The organism is Kineococcus rugosus (assembly GCF_050871975.1).
In the GTDB taxonomy this organism is placed as follows: domain Bacteria; phylum Actinomycetota; class Actinomycetes; order Actinomycetales; family Kineococcaceae; genus Kineococcus.
In genome coordinates, this window is the sequence record NZ_JBJLSJ010000008.1 from 131,935 (window position 1) to 148,114 (window position 16,180).

Below are 16,180 nucleotides of genomic sequence, written 5' to 3' on the forward strand. Positions count from 1 at the left end.
GAGCCCTCCCGGGTGTCGCTCCGCGCCGGTCCGCAGCAGGCTGGTGCCCGTGACCGCCACGCCCGACGGCCCCGGACCGCTCGACGCCGACGCCGAGGTGCCCCTCACCGGCGGTGGGCGCAGCACCGTCACCCGCCGCGGCGACGTCGTCCTGCGCCCGGCCGCGCCCTGGTCGGCCGGCATCACCGCCTTGCTGCAGCACCTGCGCGACGCGGGTTTCGACGGCTCACCCCGCCCGGTCGGCGACGGGTTCGCCCCCGACGGCCGCGAGGCGGTGACCTTCGTCCCCGGCGACGTCCTGCACCCCCGGCCCTGGTCCGACGAGGCGATCACCGCGGTCGGGGACCTGCTGCGCCGGCTGCACCGCGCGGTCGAGGGTTTCACCCCGCCGGCCGGTGCGGTCTGGCAACCCTGGTTCGGGCGCACCCTGGGCCGGGGCCCGCGCATCGTCAGCCACTGCGACACCGGCCCGTGGAACGTCCTGTCCCGCGACGGCCTGCCGGTGGCCCTCGTCGACTGGGAGTTCGCCGGCCCCGTCGACCCGATGGTCGAACTGGCGCAGGCGGCCTGGCTGAACGCGCAGCTGACGGGTGACCGCGTCGCCGAGCTCCAGGGCAACGGGTCGGTGGCCGACCGCGCCCGCCAGCTGCGGCTGTTCCTCGACGGCTACGGCCTGCCCCGCGACCGGCGCCCGGAACTGCTGGAACTGGTGGTCGAGGTGGCGGTGGCCGACGCGAAGACCCAGGCCGACGAAGCGGGCGTCACCCCCACCAGCACCGACCCGGCGCCGCTGTGGGCGATGACCTGGCGCATCGACAGCGCCGAGTGGGTGCTGCGCCACCGCCGCACCCTGCTCGAGGCCCTGCGGTGATGCCCGCCGCGGGTCGACCCGTGACGGGGGCGGGCGACGACGCTGCGTCCGCCGACGTGGGGGAACGGATGGCCGGCGGCCGCAACGGCGGCGCCACCCGCGCCGGGCGGACCGTGCTCAGGCGGGCCGGGGAGCACACCGCGGGCGTGCACGCCCTGCTGCGCCACCTGCACGCCGTCGGTTTCACCCGGGTCCCCGAACCGCTCGGCGTCGACGAGCAGGGCCGTGAGGTGCTCACCCACCTGGACGGTGAAACCGTCGGGGACAGCCGGCCGTGGCCCGCGTGGGCGCACAGCGAGGCGGCGCTGGTCGCCGCCGGTCGCTGGATGCGCGACTTCCACGACGCCTCGCGCTCCTTCACCCCGCCCGCGGGCGCGCGCTGGTCCGGGGACCACGACGACCTGCGGACCGGGGAGGTCGTCGGTCACCACGACGCCGCTCCGTACAACGCCGTCTGGCGCCCCGCCCCCACCGCGTCCGACCCCGGGGGCGGAGAACTCGTCGGTTTCATCGACTGGGACCTGGCCGGGCCCGCCGCACCGCTGCGCGACCTGGCGTTCCTGGCGCTGACGTGGGTGCCGCTGACCGCCCACGACGTCGCCCGCGCGGACGGTTTCCCCGCCGGCACCGACCGCCCCCGCCGCCTGCGCCTGCTGCTGCGGGCCTACGGCTGGGAGGGCAGCACCGAAGAGGTCCTCGACGCCGTGCGCGAGCGCGCCCTGCAGCACGCCGCCGGGCTCCGGCAGGCGGCCGCCGACGGGTACGGCCCCGCCGTGGAACTCATCGCCGAGGGGGTCGCCGACGACTTCGAGCGCGCCGTGGGCACCCTGGACGCCGAGGCGCCCGAACTGCTGCGGGCGGAGCGGGGACCGCGGTGACGGCGGTCAGGCGGCCCGGGCCCTCTTCCGCACGAGGCGGCCGACCGCCGCGACGAGGGACAGCAGCAGCACCACCGGCAGGGCGTCACCGCCGGCCGCCCGCCACTTCTCGCCGTTCGTGGTGTCACCCATCGTCGTCCCCGTCCTCGCGGTCGCTGAGCTGTCCCGACGCTACTGCGGTCGGCGGGCGGGCCGCACGTCCGCGTCGTCGTGCGGTGTCGGCGCGCCACCTGTCCGAGCTCGTGCGGGGTCCAGCGCGCCGGCCACCTCTTCGACACCGACGACGGCCTCGACGCCGACGCCCAACTCGTCCGGCAGGACGTCGCGGCGCCGGATGCGGCGAGCGCCGGGTGCCGTTCGGCGGGTGTGCGCAACCGCGACGCGCTGCCCGAACGGGCTGCGGACGCACCAGCCTGCTGAGGCCGGTTCCGGACGCCGGGGTGACTCGCCGGAGCGCGCCCGGCCTCCGGCGGCATGCGTATCCGAACTACTTACCGCAAAGCCACCCTGAGCAGTGGTTGTGCGTTGTATAAGGTGCACATGAAGATTCTCCGCGGCGCCGTCGCCGTCACCGGTGCTGCGGCACTGGCTCTTGTCGTGTCCGGACCGGCAGGTGCGGCTGTCCCCGCTCAATCCTCAGTCACCCGGACCACCGCGCAGGACATCCCCGTGACTGGCTCCTTCAGCGAGCTGTGGCTCAGCCAGGGAGCTCAGTACGGCTTCCTCGGCCAGCCCACGACGGGCGAGGTGCCCATCCGCAACGGTGGCGTGTACCAGAACTTCCAGGGCGGCACCCTCTACTGGTCCCCCACGACGGGCCCGCACTCGGTGTCCGGGGATTTCCAGCGCTTCTACGCCGCACAAGGCTACGAGAACGGCTTCCTCGGCTACCCACTCACCCAGGAGGTCCGCATCCGCAACGGTGGGGTCTACCAGAACTTCCAGGGTGGCACCCTCTACTGGTCCCCCACGACGGGCCCGCACTCGGTGTCCGGCTCCTTCCGGGATCTCTACGGCTCCCGGGGCTACGAGAACGGGGTCTTCGGCTACCCGACTTCTCAGGAAGTGCCGATCCGAGCCGGTGGGGTCTTCCAGAACTTCCAGGGCGGAACTTTCTACTGGTCCCCCACGACGGGTGCTCACGCTCTCCAGGGGTCGATCCTGGACGCCTACCGCCGCACCGGATCGGAGGGCGGTCCCCTCGGGTACCCGACGTCGAGCGAGTTCGACGTCAGCGGCGGTAAGCGCACGAACTTCCAGGGCGGCTACATCGAGTGGAGCGCGGCTCGCGGCGCACTGATCAACCAGCCGGTAGCTCAGCCGGTAGCTCCGTCGGTGTCCCAGCGCAACGCTGTCCGGCAAGCGGAGTCCTACCTCAGCTTCACCTCGTTCTCGCGGTCGGGGTTGATCGATCAGCTCGAGTACGAAGGATTCTCGACCGCGGACGCCACCTACGGCGTCGACCACGTCGCGGTGGACTGGTACGAACAGGCGAGGAAGAAAGCGGCCTCCTACTTGGAGTTCTCGGCGTTCTCCCGGCAAGGTCTGATCGAGCAGCTGGAGTACGAGGGGTTCACCCACGACCAGGCTGTGCACGGCGTGAACTCGACCGGGCTGTGACCGTCTGACCGAGGCCTCGGCACCCTGGTCCTGGCTGGCCGGAGCAGGGCGCCGAGGGTGCCTCAGCGGTGCGCGACCTCCGCGAGCGCCGCCTCGACGCGGGCCACGACGGCGGCGGGTGAGTAGTTCCGTTCGACGTGCGCGCGGGCCCGGGCGGCGAGGTCGGTCCGCAGTTCGAGGCCGCGGGAGATCGCGGCGGCGAGGTCGGCGGGGGCGGTGGACGCGGCGACGGTGCGGGGGTCCAGCGCGCCGGCCACCTCGGGGTTCGCGCCGACGGGGGTCGCGACGACGGGCAGCCCGCTGGCGAACGCCTCGACGGTGACGATGCCGAAACCCTCCATCTCCAGGGTGGGCAGGACGAACAGGTCGGCGGCGCGGTAGAGGTCCGGCAGGTCGTCGTCGGGGACGAAACCGGGGAACTCCACGGGCAGGGCGAGCCGTTCGGCGCGGGCGCGCAGTTCGGGGGCGAGGTACCCGGAGCCGGCGACGACGAGCCGGGCGCGGGGGTGGTCGGCGAGGACGGCGGGGAACGCGTCGAGGAGGTTCTCCAGGCCCATGCGGCGCACGAGCCGGCGCACGGTGACGAGGACGGGGTCGCCGCCGGCGCCCCACCGGGTGCGGTCGCCGGGCCCGGGGGCGAACCGGTCGAGGTCCACGGCGAGCGGGACGACGTCGACGCGGGCCCGGGCGCGGGGGTGCACCTGCTGCAGCAGCCGGCGGACGTACCAGCTGGTGGCGAGGGTCCGGGCGGTGCCGTTGACGGCGGTGAGCTCGGCGCGCCGGGTGAGGTCGGCGACGACGGTCCCGGCGGCGCGGGCCAGGGGGTACTTCCCGCCGGCGGCGTCGAGCTTCACCTCCAGGGACGAGGGGGCGTGGAAGCGCAGGACGGTGCGGTCCCCGAGCCCGGCGCGGACGACGGCGGCGGCGTGGAAGGTGGAGTGGGCGTAGATCGCGTCGAAGCGCTCGCGGTCGACGAGGGAGCGCAGCCAGCCGGGGACGCGCAGCAGGGTGGTGGCGGGGTGGGCGTAGTAGCCGCGGGTCCCGCGGGCGGGGGCGGGGTGGCGCAGCAGCCGGTAGTGGCCGCGGTCCTCGGTGAGGGGGGCGTCGCGATCGTGGCGGCGGGTCAGCACGGTGACGTGGTGCCCGCGGCGGGCGAGTTCGTCGACCTCGACGAGGACGGAGCTGGCGACCCCGCCGCGGTGCTCGGGCGGGACCCCATCGGTGATCACGAGCAGGCGCACGGGGTCGAGCCTGCCAGACCGGCGCCGGTGGACACCCGGGGACCGGGGGGCGGGCGGGGACCTGCGGGATACTGGTGGGCGTGGATCCCTCGGCGCGGCAGGACGTCCCGCTGGACCGGGTGCTGCTGCGCGCGCTGGAGGCCGTGCAGCAGGCGGTGTGCGTGTCGGACCTGACGCTGCCGGACCAGCCGGTCGTGTGGGTCAACGAGGCCTTCGAGCGCGAGACCGGTTACCCGGCCGCGGAGGTCGTCGGCCGCAACTGCCGGTTCCTGCAGGACGGCCTGGACGCGGAGGGGATCGACACGCGGACCCCGGCGGCCCGGATCCGCCGGCTCGTGGAGGAGGGCCGGGACGGCACGGTCCTCATCACCAACCGCCGCCGGGACGGGTCGGTGTTCGTCAACGAGCTGTCCCTGTCGCCGCTGGCCGAGCCCGACGGGTCGGTCCGCTTCTACGTGGCGGTCCAGCGCGACGTGACGACGCGGGTGCGGGCCGAGCGGGCCCGGGACGTGGCGCACCGGGAGGCCGAGGAGCTGAGCGACCAGTTGCAGCGCCAGCTGGTGCCGCACCACCTGCCCCGGGTCCCCGGCCTGGACGTCGCGGTCCGCTACCAGCCCGCGACGCGGGCGGACGGGTCGCGCGGTGAGGTGAGCGGCGACTTCTACGACCTGTGGACGCGCTCGGACGGCCGGTCGTTCGCGGTCATCGGGGACGTGTCGGGGAAGGGCCCGCGTGCGGCGGCGACGACGGCGGCGCTGCGGTGGGCGGTCCGCGGGGCGGGGGGCGGGACGCACCGCCCGGCGCAGCTGCTGAACCTGGTCGCCGAGGCGGTCCACGACGCGCTCGACGAGCGGTTCGCGACGGTGGGGGTGGTGGGGCTGGACCCGCTGGAGCCGTTCGCGACGGTGTCGCTGGCCGGGCACCCGCAGCTGGTCCTGCTGCCGGCGGACGGACCGGCGCGGTTCGTGGGGAACCCGGGGACCCTGCTGGGCCCGTTCGGGGCGGTCGACGTGGTCGACACCGAGGTGCCGTTCGGGCCGGGGGACTGCCTGCTGCTGTACACCGACGGCGTCACCGAGGCGCGGGAGCCGGGGCGCGAGGCGCTGGGCGAGGAGGGGCTGCTGGCGGCGCTGGGCGGGTCGCGGGACCCGGAGGTGCTGGCGGACGCGGTGCTGCACACCGTCACGGGGTTCGTCGCGGGCGGTCCGACGGACGACCTGACGCTGATGGTGGTGCGCCGGACGGCCTGACCCCTCCCCCGCGCGGCGGGACGGGTCAGAGGACGGCGATCACCGCGTCGAGCGTCTGGGCGGCCTGCTGCGGGTCGACGCGGGCGAGCACGAGCGCGCACACGACGGCGGCCGTGCAGAGGGTGGCGGTGCCGTCGGGGTCGGGGGCGCCGTGGGCGTGGGCCCCGCGGCGCAGGGCGGCGTGCAGTTCGGCCCGGTAGGCGAGGACGGCTCCGGCGACGGCCTCGTCGCGGCCGACGGGTGCGGTCGCGGCGTTCAGCAGCAGGCAGCCGGGGTGCAGCGCGGCGCGGCCGTCGAGGAGGCCGTCGCGCAGGGTCCGCAGGTGGTCGACGAGCGCGGTGGGCGCGACGTCGGGGCCCTGCAGGGACCGCAGGCGCGGGCGGACGACCTCGGTGAGGTAGCTGTCGACGGCGGCGTCGAACAGGCCGCGCTTGCTGCCGAAGGCGTGGTAGAGGCTGGACCGGCCGACGCCGGTGGCGGCTTCGAGCTCGGGCACGGAGACGTCCTCGTAGCCGCGGTCCCAGAACAGCGCGCGGGCCGACCGCACGACGGTGCCGGTGTCGAAGGTCTGCGCGCGCCCCATGGCCCCACTATAGTGGAACGGTCATCACAGAAACGGTCATCGCCTGAAGGAGACGCCGTGCTCGCCGCCGCCCTCGCCGTGACCGCCGTCGCGGCGCTCGTGCACGTCTACGTGTTCGTCCTGGAGTCGTTCCTGTGGACGGGCCCGCGCGCGGCGCGCACCTTCGGCCTCGACGGGGCGACCGCCCGGACCACCGCACCCCTGGCCTTCAACCAGGGCTTCTACAACCTGTTCCTCGCGGTCGAGATCCTCGCCGGCACCGTCGTCCTGGCCACCGGCCACCGGGCGGTGGGGGCCACCCTCGTCCTGGTGGGCGCGTTCTCGATGGTCGGTGCGGGGTCGGTGCTCATCGCCTCCGACCGGTCCAAGACCCGCGCCGCGCTCGTCCAGGCCGTCCCGGCGCTGCTCGGGGCCGTCCTCCTGCTGATCGCCCTCTGAACGAACACCGACCGAACCCCGACCGAACACCGAGAGGAAACCCGTGACCACCAGCACCCAGGTCCAGCTCGTCTCCCGCCCCAGCGGGTGGCCGACCGCCGAGGACTTCCGCACGGTGAGCGTCGACCTGCCCGACCTCGCCGACGGCGAGGTCCGCGTGCAGAACGAGTTCACCTCCGTCGACCCCTACATGCGGGGCCGCATGAACGACGCCAAGAGCTACACCCCGCCCTACGCCCTGGGCGAGACCATGACCGGCGGCGCCGTCGGGCGCGTCGTCGCCTCCCGCTCCGCCGACCTGCCCGAAGGGACCCTCGTCGTCCACGGCCTCGGCTGGCGGGACGTCGCGCAGGCCCCCGCCGCGCAGTTCCGGCCCGTCGCCGAGGTGCCCGGGCACCCGAACTCCGTGCACCTGGGCATCCTCGGCATGACCGGCCTCACCGCGTACGTGGGCCTCACCGAGATCGCGCACCTGCGCGAGGGCGAGACCGTGTTCGTCTCCGGCGCAGCCGGTGCCGTCGGCACCGCCGTCGGCCAGATCGCCCGCCTCCTCGGCGCCGGCCGCGTCGTCGGGTCCGCCGGCTCAGCGGACAAGGTCGGGCTCCTGACGTCCCGCTACGGGTACGACGCCGCCGCGAACTACAAGGACGCCCCGATCCGGGAGCAGCTGCCCGCCCTCGTCCCCGACGGCGTCGACGTGTTCTTCGACAACGTCGGCGGCGACCACCTCGAAGCCGCGATCGACGTGTTCAACCCCCACGGCCGGGCCGCCCTGTGCGGGGCCATCTCCGGGTACAACGCCACGCAGCGCCCCGCCGGCCCGGACAACCTGTGGCACCTGGTCAGCAAGAAGCTGACCCTGCGCGGCTTCATCGTCGGCGACCACCCGCAGGTGGCCGCCGAGTTCCGCGAGCGCATGACCGGCTGGTTCGCCCAGGGCGACGTCGTGTACGACGAGACGGTGGTCGACGGCATCGGGAACTCCGTGGACGCCTTCCTGGACATGATGCGCGGCGCGAACACCGGGAAGATGGTCGTGCGGGTCTGATCAGGGGCGCTGCGGGGCGTGCCCGGCGGGGACGACCTCGGCCGGCACCGGCGGCGGCGGGGGCGTCCCGTCTCCGAACGGGCGCCCGCCGAGGGTTTCCCGGCCGTGCGGTTCCCACCACCCCGACAGGTCCGGCCCCGCGGGCACCACGCCCGTGGGGTTGATGTCGCGGTGCACGACGTAGTAGTGCTGCTTGATGTGCTCGACGTCGATGGTGTCGCCGAAACCGGGCGTCTGGTACAGGTCGCGGAAGTACGCCGACAGCACCGGCATCTCGGACAGCTTCGACCGGTTGCACTTGAAGTGCCCGTGGTAGACGGGGTCGAAGCGGGCCAGCGTCGTGAACAGCCGCACGTCGGCCTCGGTGATGCTGTCCCCCACCAGGTAGCGCCGGGTCGCCAGCCGTTCGGACAGGTCGTCGAGCCGGGCGAACAGCCGGGCGTGGGCCCGTTCGTAGTCGCGCTGGGTCCCGGCGAAACCGGCCCGGTACACGCCGTTGTTCACGTCGCGGAACACGTCGCGGTTCACCGCGTCGATCTCGTCGCGCAGGTGCTCGGGGTACAGCTCCGGCGCGCCGGGGCGGTGGAACCGCGTCCACTCCAGCGACAGGTCCAGCGTCATCCGGTCGAAGTCGTTCGTGACGACCTGACCGGTGGGGACGTCCACGATCGCGGGGACGGTGATGCCGCGGTCGTACCCGGGGACGCGGGCGAAGAACGCCTCCTGCAGCCGCTCGATGCCGAGGACCGGGTCGCGGCCGCCGGGGTCGAGGTCGAAGGTCCAGCTGCGCTCGTCGTGCGTGGGCCCGCACACGCCCATCGACAGCACCGGCTCCAGGCCCAGCAGGCGGCGCACCACGATCGCCCGGTTGGCCCACGGGCAGGCGCGCGAGACGACCAGCCGGTACCGGCCCGCCTCCACGGGGTACCCGTCGCGTCCGTCGGCGGTGATGCGGGTCTCCAGGTAGCGCTGGTCGCGCCGGAACTCCCCCGCCGGGTTGACGTACCCCGTGCTGCCGCCCTCGCCCATGTCCTCGTCCCCGCCTCCGTCGACCACCTGCGTGAGCACTCAAGCAGGGGTCGGCCGGTCACGCACCCCGTCGTGCGGGGCGGGGGCCGGCCCCGCCCCGCACGCGGCGGGACGGGGTCGGCCGGGCCGGCTCAGCCGGCCGAGAGGGCGTCCTCCGCCTCGGCGCTGGCGTCGTCCTCCAGCAGCTCCACGGCGGCGTGGGCCCGGTTGAAGAAGTCGACCGACACGACGACGGCCGCCTCCTGCCCCTCCCGGGTGACCACGAGCGGTTTGCGCACGATCCCGTCGATGACGGTCCGCAGGTCCACGGAGGCCACCTCCGCGTGCGGGTAGATCGCGGTGGCGGGATCTTCCCGGGCGTCCCGCCTGAACTCCTCTGCCCGTTCACGTGCCTGCCGGTCCGGGTGCCGAGGTGCCTGCTCCTGGACCGAGGTCGCTTCGATCTCCATCGTTCCACGGTAGTCGCCCCCACCGGGGGGCGACCACCGCGCGGACGGGGGACCTCAGGGCCGCCAGACGTCGATCGCCCCGGCCGTCCCCAGCGGCGCGTCCGTCGCGCGCACCCGCAGCAGCGCCCCCGCCGCGAGCGCGGCGTTGAAGGCCTCCGGGGTCGCCGCGACGCCGTTGACGGTGACCGCGCAGCCCCACCCCATCGTCCAGTCCAGGGCGGCGCCGGTGTCGGGGTGGCGGCCGTGGAAGACCGCCGGCGGGGCGCCCGCGGCGGTGGGCAGGGTCCCGCTGTCGTAGTGGGCGTAGAAGTCGGGGCGGACCCCGTTCCACAGCTGCACCCGGTGCACGCCCCCGGCGGTGCCGCTCAGGACGCGGTCGCGCGGCGTCAGCTGGGCGCGGAACTGCTCGGGGGTGGCCCGGGCGCCGTCGACCTCCACGACGTCGGCGGCCGTCGGCAGCGGGTGGTCGTGCTCGGGCAGGTCCAGCCCCGCCGCGCCCCGGTAGGACGAGGACGACACTGACGTCACGGTGACGTCAGTGTCCCGGTTGGTCAGCGCGAAGCGGGTGCCCTCGACGCGCAGCGTGTCGTGGTCGTTGAGGTCGGCCAGGAAGCGCGCGACGGGCACGTCCACCCCGTCGACGGCGAACGTGGCGCCCGCGGGCAGCGCCGCGTCGGCGAAGGAGCGCAGCACCACGTCCGTGCGCGGCTCCACGAGGGCGAACGCGCCCGCGGTGCGCTGCACGGTGCCCTCGGTCCAGTCCTCGGGGCGGGTGGTCAGCAGCGTCCACGTCGTCGTCCCCTCCCGCGGCAGGTAGCCCTCCACGACGAGGCGGCTGCCGACGTGCGCGGCGGCGAGGAGCTGCGCGCGGGTCACCACGGTGTCGTCGACCGCGTACGCGTCCCCCGCGCGCAGGTCCGCGACGGCTCCCTCGACGTGCAGGGTCCCGGCCGCCCGGTCGACGGCCGTGACCGCGCGCGGCGCGACGGGGCCGCCGCGGGCCAGCTCGCGCGCCTGCACCGCCAGGGCCTGCGGGACGCTGCGGACGTCGCCGAACATGGTCCCGCGGGTCATGCCGATCCCGCTGGTCAGGTACTCGGTGGTCCCCGCGCCGAGGGCGCCGCCGTCGGTCAGCAGGATCGGCGCGCGCCGCAGCCCCGCCCACACGCCCGCGCCGAGGGCGTCGACGGTGTAGCCGTTGGCGATCGCGACCTGGCCGCGCCACTCGTAGAGGACGCCGGGGGCGTACGCGCGGGCCAGGAGCGCGGCGGTCTCGGTGCGGTCCCGGCCGCCGACGGTCTGCAGCTGCGCGCCGGGGACGATGTCGGCGACCTCGTCCTTGACGTCCTGGGAGATGCCGCGGCCCAGGAACACGACGTACCGGGGCTGGCCCTCGTCGAGGGCGTGCGCGACGACGTCGGGCAGCCGGTCGGCGGCGGTCAGCAGGATCGGCTTGCCGTTGAACGCGGCGGGCCCGGCGGCGAGGGCGTCGGCGGCGACCGCCCCGGCGGGGACGTCCCCGCGGGCGAGGAACACGGTCTCGGGGGCGGTCTCGCCGAAGCCGTAGACCTGCGCGGCGGTGTCGTACCGGTCCTCCCCGGCGACGATGCCGGCGATCTCGATCCCGGCCGCCTCGAGCTGGTCCAGGGCGGCGTCGCCGACGGAGTTCTCGTCGCCGAGCACGACGACGTCCCGCACCCCGAGGCGGCGCAGCGCGTCGAGGGTGGTGGCGGGGACGGCGTCGCGCTCGGTGAGCAGGATCGGCGCCTTCTCCAGCCCGGCGAGGTAGGTGCCGGACAGGGCGTCGATGTTGCGCCAGCCGTTGGCGAGCAGCGCCGTGCCCGTCCCGGTGGGGAACGCGTCGAGGGCGGTGCGGGCGGCGGTGTCGAAGCGGTCGACACCGCCGATGCGGCGGTCGGGGGCGTCCGGCTGGAAACCGGTGCTGGCTCCCGCGGTGGGGACGGGGACGGCCAGGGCGATCGCGGACAGGATCGAGACGGCCGTCAGGGCGCGCAGGCGGGAGGGCATCGGGTGGCTTTCCGTGGGCGGTGGCGACGTCACACCGGGAGGGCGGGAACTCCTCCCACTGTAGATCGCCACCGCCCACCGGGCGGGGTTTCCCGGGAACCCCGCGGGCGGGTCAGTCCTGCGCGATCGACGTCCCGAACGTCGCGTACGCCTTCGCCGGGACCGACGGTTCCCCGCCGAACACGACGCCCGTGGTGAGGGGCTTGGCGGTGTTCAGCGCCCCGAGCGCGGACTGCGCCGAACCGCCCAGATCCGGGCCGGACGTCAGCAGCAGCGGCCCGCCGAGCAGGCCGACGGCGGCCGACCCGACGAGCGCGTCGGGCCAGTTGTCGCCGGTGGCGACACCCACGACCTTCGTGGCGGTCGGGCCGCCGGTGAACTTGCGCGCCACCAGGGCGGCGGTGTCGAACCGGTCGACGCCGACGATCGCCCGCGCGGCGCTGCCCCCCGCGGCGGGCAGGGACGCGGCGGCCGCGGCGGCGGCCCCGCCGACGGGGACGACGCGGGTGGCGCCGGGGTCCTTCGCCTGCAGGTGCGCCTTCGTCGCGGCGGGCAGGACGTTCCCGTCGGTCAGCAGGACGGTTCCGCCGGTGCGGGCGGCCAGCGCCGACACCGCGAGCCCGTCGGGGAAGTTCACGCCGCTGGCCAGGTAGATCGGCGCGGTCGCCGTGCCGGGCGCCTGCGCGGCGACCTCGTCGGCGATCTTCACGGCGGTCTCGTAGCGGTCGTCGCCCGCGAGGCGCTTCACGGTGAAGTTCGCCGACAGGGCGGTCAGGGCGGTCTCGGCCGCGGCGGACACGGTGCCGCTGCCGCCCAGGACGTAGATGGTGCCGCCGGGGGCCAGGACGCGGCTGATCTCGGTACCGACGGCGGCGGTGAGCTTGTCGGACTCGGTGAGCAGCAGCGGCGCGGACACCGCCGACGCCAGCCGGGCCCCGGCGAGGGCGTCGGCGTACTTGTAGGCGGCCGACACCACGACCGCCCCGGCCGAACCGGCCGTCGGGAACGACGCCTTGGAGGAGTTCACGGCCGTCTCGAGGCGGTCCTTGCCGGACAGGCGGCTGACCGGGACGTCGAGGACGGGTTTCTTCAGCGTCGGGTAGGGCGTGACGGCGGCGCTGGCGGCCGACGCCGGCCCGGTGCCGAACGCGTTCTTCGCGGCCAGCGTGAACGTGAGCTTCGCACCGTTGGCCAGGCCGGTGACGACCTGGGTGGTGGCCTGGGCGGCGGTGAACTCCACCGGCTTCTGCGCGACGCCGTTCTCGTGCGGGGTGAGGACGTAGCCGGTGACGTCGGTGGCGGTCGCGGCCTTCCAGGAGACGACGGCCCGGCCGTCGCCGGCGACGGCGGTGGGCGCGGCGGGCGCGGCCGGCAGCGTCCCGACGGTCAGCGTGACGACCTGGTCGAAGTGCCCCTTGCCGTTGGAGGCGCGGACGGTGAACGTCGTGGCGCCCGCCTTCGTCGGGGTGCCGGACAGGACACCGGTGGCGGCGCCGATGGTCAGCCCGTCCGGCCCCTTGGCGTCCACGAAGGACCACTGCGGCGCGGGGACCCCGGTCGCGGTGAACGGGAACGAGAAGGGTTTGCCGACGGCGGCGGTGGTGGGCGGCGCGGAGGTGATGCGCGGGGCGTCCTTGGCGAGGGTCGACTCGTAGGGCGCGACCTGGGTGGCGTCGGCCAGCCACAGGTTCCCGCCGAGGGTGGTGGCGACGGCGGTGACGGGGCCGACGGGGGCGCCGAGGCTGACGGTCGAGACGGCGCCGCCGGTCATCCTCTTCAGCGCGCCCGCGCCGGGGTCGGCGACGTACACGGCGCCGGACAGGTCGGTGGCCAGCGCGGTCGGGGACCCGGTGGGGCCGGTGCTGCCGACGACGGTGAGGAGCCCGGTGGCGGGGTCGACCTTGTCGACGGTCCGGTTCCCGGCGTCGGCGATGAGCACGTTCCCGACGGCGTCGACGGTCACCGCGGACGGCTCCTTCAGCGCGGAGGCGGTGGCGGGGCCGGCGGTCGCGGCGGCGGCGTTCCCGTTGCCGGCGAAGACGCTGAGGGCACCGGCGGGGGTGACCTTCTCGACCTGGTTGTTGCCGGTGTCGGCGATGTAGAGGTTGCCGGCGGCGTCGGTGGCCAGGCCGGTGGGGTTCTTGAGCTTCGAGTCCACGCCGGCGGCGTTCGTGGGGGCGCCCTCGAGGCCGACCTTGCCGGCGACGACGGTCAGGGTGCTGCCGGTCGGGGTGGCGGTCGTGGTGTCGACCTTGACCACGACGTCGTTGCCGGGGTCGGCGACGTAGAGGGTCTTGCCGTCGGGCGACAGCGCCAGACCGGTGGGGGTGTGGAGCTTCTTGTCGGTGGGGGCACCGGGGTCGGACTCGATCCCGGCGACGACCTCGGGGGTGCTGGACCCCGGCACGATGCGCTTGACGACGTTCTTCCCCGCCTCGGCGACGTACACGGTGCCGTTGCCGTCGACGGCGACGGCGCGGGGACCGGTGAACGGCGTGGCGGCGGCGCCGGCCACGAGCTGGAAGTCGACGGTCGTGGCGTGCGCACCGGCCGCGCCCGCGACGACGCCCACGGGCAGGGACGTCGCGAGCAGCCAGGCGGCGGTGCGGCGCAGTCGGCGCGGGGGCTGGGTCGTGGCAGCAGTCACGTCGTGTCCATCGGCCGGACGGGCGCCGAGGTGAAGAACCGCCCCGACGTCCACGCCGGAGGGGGCGTGCGACGGGCGCGCCGCGAGGGCCCGGGGTAGAACGAACCATGGTCAGCAAGCAGCCCACCACCGCCGTGGAGATCGAAGTCAAGTACGACCTGGAACCGGGCGCCGACCTGCCGACCCTCGCGTCGCTGCTGCGGGAGCTGCCCGACACCGCCGAGCGCGGCTACCGGGACGGTGACCTGGGCGGGTTCGACCTCGAGGCGACCTACTTCGACACCCCCGACCTCCGGCTGAGCGCCGCCCGGACCACCCTGCGCCGCCGCACCGGCGGCACCGACGCCGGGTGGCACCTGAAGACGCCCGGGGAGGACGGCGCCCGCGTCGAGCAGCGGGTGCCGCTGGGGCGGGCGGTCAAGACCGTCCCGGCCGCGCTGCGGCGCCTGGTCGAGCACCTCACCGGCGGTCAGGCCCTCGTCCCCGTCGCCCGCCTGAACACCCACCGCCACGTCCGCACGGTGCTGGACGCCGCGGGGACCCGCCTGCTGGAGCTGGCCGACGACACCGTCGAGGCCCGCCGGCTGCTCCCGCTGGAGGGGTCCGGCGAGGCGGCCGGGGCCGTGCAGTCGTGGCGCGAGGTGGAGCTGGAGGTTGTGGAGGGCGACCGCGCGCTCTTCGAGGCCGTGGACGCCGGGCTGCGGGCCGCGGGGCTGCAGGTGTCGGCCAGCAGCTCGAAGCTGGCGCGGGTCCTCTCCGGGGGCGCCGAGCCCACCGAGCCCACCGAGCCCGCCGAGCCCGCCGAGGAGCCCGCGGGGGCCACCGAGCCCGCCGAGGCCACCGAGCCCGCTGAGGCCCCCGAGGCCATCGAGCCGGCGGCGGCCGGGACCCGTGCGGGGACCGCCCCGCGCGTCCTGGACCGCGCCGGCCCGCGGCGCAAGCACCTCGACGCCCGCTCCCGGGCCGGGGACGTCCTGGTGCTGCACCTGGCCGAGCAGGTGCAGCAGGTCCTCGACCAGGACCCGCGGGTGCGCGCGGACGAACCCGACAGCATCCACAAGATGCGCGTCGCCACCCGACGCCTGCGCAGCGCGCTGCGCACCTTCCAGCCGCTGCTGAGCTCGCCGACGAAGCCGCTGCGCGACGAGCTGCGCTGGCTGGCCGCCGAACTGGGCGCCGCCCGCGACGCGGAGGTGCTGCGCGACCGGCTGGTCCGCTCGGTGGCCACCCTCGACGTCTCCCCCGACCTCCAGCCGGCCGACCCGGCGGCCGCCGGGGCCGTCCCCGCGCTCGTCGCCGACCAGCTCGGCCGCGCCTACCGCACCGCCCACGACCGGGTGCTGGCCGAGCTCGACTCCGAGCGCTACCAGTCCCTGCTCGACGCCCTGCAGGACCTCGTGGAACGCCCGGGGTTCACCTCCCGCGGCGAGCGGCGGGCCGACCGGGTCCTGCCCCGCCGGGTGGCGAAGACGTTCCAGACCCTGTCCGGGCTGGTCGAGAGCGCCTACCGGGCCGAGGCGGGCCACGAGCGCGACGAGCTGCTGCACGAAGCGCGCAAGGCCGCCAAGCAGGTGCGCTACGCCGCGGAGGCGGTGGCCGTGGTGTTCGGCAAGGACGCGACGCGGTTCGCGCGCGCCGTGACCGACGCGCAGGAGGTCCTGGGCGAGCACCAGGACTCCGTGGTCACCCGCCAGCAGCTGCGCGACCTCGCCGCGTCCTCGCGGCCGGAGGTGGCCTTCGCCTACGGGCGGTTGTTCGCGCAGGAGGAGGCCCACGCCGCCGCCAGCGAAGCCGACTTCGAGGAGACCTGGGCGTCGCTGCAGAGCAAGCGGCTGCACCGCTGGCTGCGCTGACCCGCTGACCGGGAGACCGGGGGGGGGGGGGGGGGGGGGGGGGGGGGGGGGGGGGGGGGGGGGGGGGGGGGGGGGGGGGGGGGGGGGGGGGGGGGGCGCGGGGGGGGGGATGGACGCGGTGGGCGCGCACGTATATCCTGCGGCCGGTGCCGGGCAGGGGCCCGGTCCAGGTGACGAGGCCGCCCTCGGCGCGGGTGCGGCGCAGCTCGGCGTGGAAGGCGCCGCCGACGGCGGTGGGGAACACC

General features: G+C 75.4%; 14 protein-coding genes. 7 read left to right on the forward strand and 7 right to left on the reverse strand.

The genetic code is table 11. The annotated features are described in order from the left end of the window. Positions 1-49 precede the first annotated feature (49 nt). Both ACRYM6_RS06525 and ACRYM6_RS06530 read left to right on the forward strand, forming a co-directional pair. Positions 50-871, forward strand: a complete 822-nt coding sequence (locus ACRYM6_RS06525) for a phosphotransferase (RefSeq protein ID WP_432541949.1) — start codon at positions 50-52, stop codon at positions 869-871. A 20-nt stretch (positions 872-891) separates the two neighbouring features. Next, positions 892-1,749, forward strand: coding sequence for a phosphotransferase (locus ACRYM6_RS06530; RefSeq protein ID WP_432541950.1), 858 nt, complete (start codon positions 892-894; stop codon positions 1,747-1,749). 6 nt (positions 1,750-1,755) lie between these two features. Here the strand turns inward: ACRYM6_RS06530 and ACRYM6_RS06535 are convergent, their stop codons facing one another. Beyond that, the gene (locus ACRYM6_RS06535) at positions 1,756-1,881 is read right to left on the reverse strand and encodes a hypothetical protein (RefSeq protein ID WP_432541951.1); all 126 of its coding nucleotides are present in this window, start codon (positions 1,879-1,881) and stop codon (positions 1,756-1,758) included. 408 nt (positions 1,882-2,289) lie between these two features. Here ACRYM6_RS06535 and ACRYM6_RS06540 point away from each other — a divergent pair, with 408 nt between their 5' ends. Next, positions 2,290-3,369 carry an Ltp family lipoprotein gene (locus ACRYM6_RS06540; protein WP_432541952.1) on the forward strand — a complete coding sequence of 360 codons (1,080 nt, stop codon included), beginning with the start codon at positions 2,290-2,292 and terminating at the stop codon, positions 3,367-3,369. 62 nt (positions 3,370-3,431) lie between these two features. On the opposite strand, the gene ACRYM6_RS06545 is transcribed toward ACRYM6_RS06540, so the two are convergent. After that, positions 3,432-4,610: a glycosyltransferase family 4 protein gene (locus tag ACRYM6_RS06545; RefSeq protein ID WP_432541953.1), complete on the reverse strand. Its 1,179-nt coding sequence runs from the start codon at positions 4,608-4,610 to the stop codon at positions 3,432-3,434. Between the two features lie 80 nt (positions 4,611-4,690). On the opposite strand from ACRYM6_RS06545, the gene ACRYM6_RS06550 reads away from it, so the two are divergent. Further along, complete coding sequence (locus tag ACRYM6_RS06550; protein WP_432541954.1) at positions 4,691-5,860, forward strand: PP2C family protein-serine/threonine phosphatase; 1,170 nt, start codon at positions 4,691-4,693, stop codon at positions 5,858-5,860. 25 nt (positions 5,861-5,885) lie between these two features. Here ACRYM6_RS06550 and ACRYM6_RS06555 read toward each other — a convergent pair whose 3' ends face one another. Beyond that, the gene (locus tag ACRYM6_RS06555; RefSeq protein WP_432541955.1) at positions 5,886-6,443 is read right to left on the reverse strand and encodes a TetR/AcrR family transcriptional regulator; all 558 of its coding nucleotides are present in this window, start codon (positions 6,441-6,443) and stop codon (positions 5,886-5,888) included. 57 nt (positions 6,444-6,500) lie between these two features. Between ACRYM6_RS06555 and ACRYM6_RS06560 the strand changes: the two genes are divergently transcribed. Then, positions 6,501-6,881 (forward strand): DUF1304 domain-containing protein, encoded by a 381-nt coding sequence (locus ACRYM6_RS06560; RefSeq protein ID WP_432541956.1) that lies wholly within the window; start codon positions 6,501-6,503, stop codon positions 6,879-6,881. 43 nt (positions 6,882-6,924) lie between these two features. Further along, positions 6,925-7,929, forward strand: coding sequence for an NADP-dependent oxidoreductase (locus ACRYM6_RS06565; RefSeq protein ID WP_432541957.1), 1,005 nt, complete (start codon positions 6,925-6,927; stop codon positions 7,927-7,929). On the opposite strand, the gene ACRYM6_RS06570 is transcribed toward ACRYM6_RS06565, so the two are convergent. The 4 genes from ACRYM6_RS06570 to ACRYM6_RS06585 all read right to left on the reverse strand — a co-directional run bounded on the left by ACRYM6_RS06570 (position 7,930) and on the right by ACRYM6_RS06585 (position 14,082). Then, positions 7,930-8,958, reverse strand: coding sequence for a glutathione S-transferase family protein (locus ACRYM6_RS06570; protein WP_432541967.1), 1,029 nt, complete (start codon positions 8,956-8,958; stop codon positions 7,930-7,932). A gap of 131 nt (positions 8,959-9,089) precedes the next feature. Beyond that, positions 9,090-9,266, reverse strand: coding sequence for a hypothetical protein (locus tag ACRYM6_RS06575; protein WP_432541958.1), 177 nt, complete (start codon positions 9,264-9,266; stop codon positions 9,090-9,092). A gap of 195 nt (positions 9,267-9,461) precedes the next feature. Then, on the reverse strand, positions 9,462-11,435 hold the full coding sequence (locus tag ACRYM6_RS06580; protein WP_432541959.1) for a cell wall-binding repeat-containing protein: 1,974 nt from the start codon (positions 11,433-11,435) through the stop codon (positions 9,462-9,464). Positions 11,436-11,547: 112 nt separating this feature from the next. Next, positions 11,548-14,082: a cell wall-binding repeat-containing protein gene (locus ACRYM6_RS06585; RefSeq protein ID WP_432541960.1), complete on the reverse strand. Its 2,535-nt coding sequence runs from the start codon at positions 14,080-14,082 to the stop codon at positions 11,548-11,550. A gap of 107 nt (positions 14,083-14,189) precedes the next feature. On the opposite strand from ACRYM6_RS06585, the gene ACRYM6_RS06590 reads away from it, so the two are divergent. Further along, positions 14,190-15,935, forward strand: a complete 1,746-nt coding sequence (locus ACRYM6_RS06590) for a CYTH and CHAD domain-containing protein (RefSeq protein WP_432541961.1) — start codon at positions 14,190-14,192, stop codon at positions 15,933-15,935. Positions 15,936-16,180 lie beyond the last annotated feature (245 nt).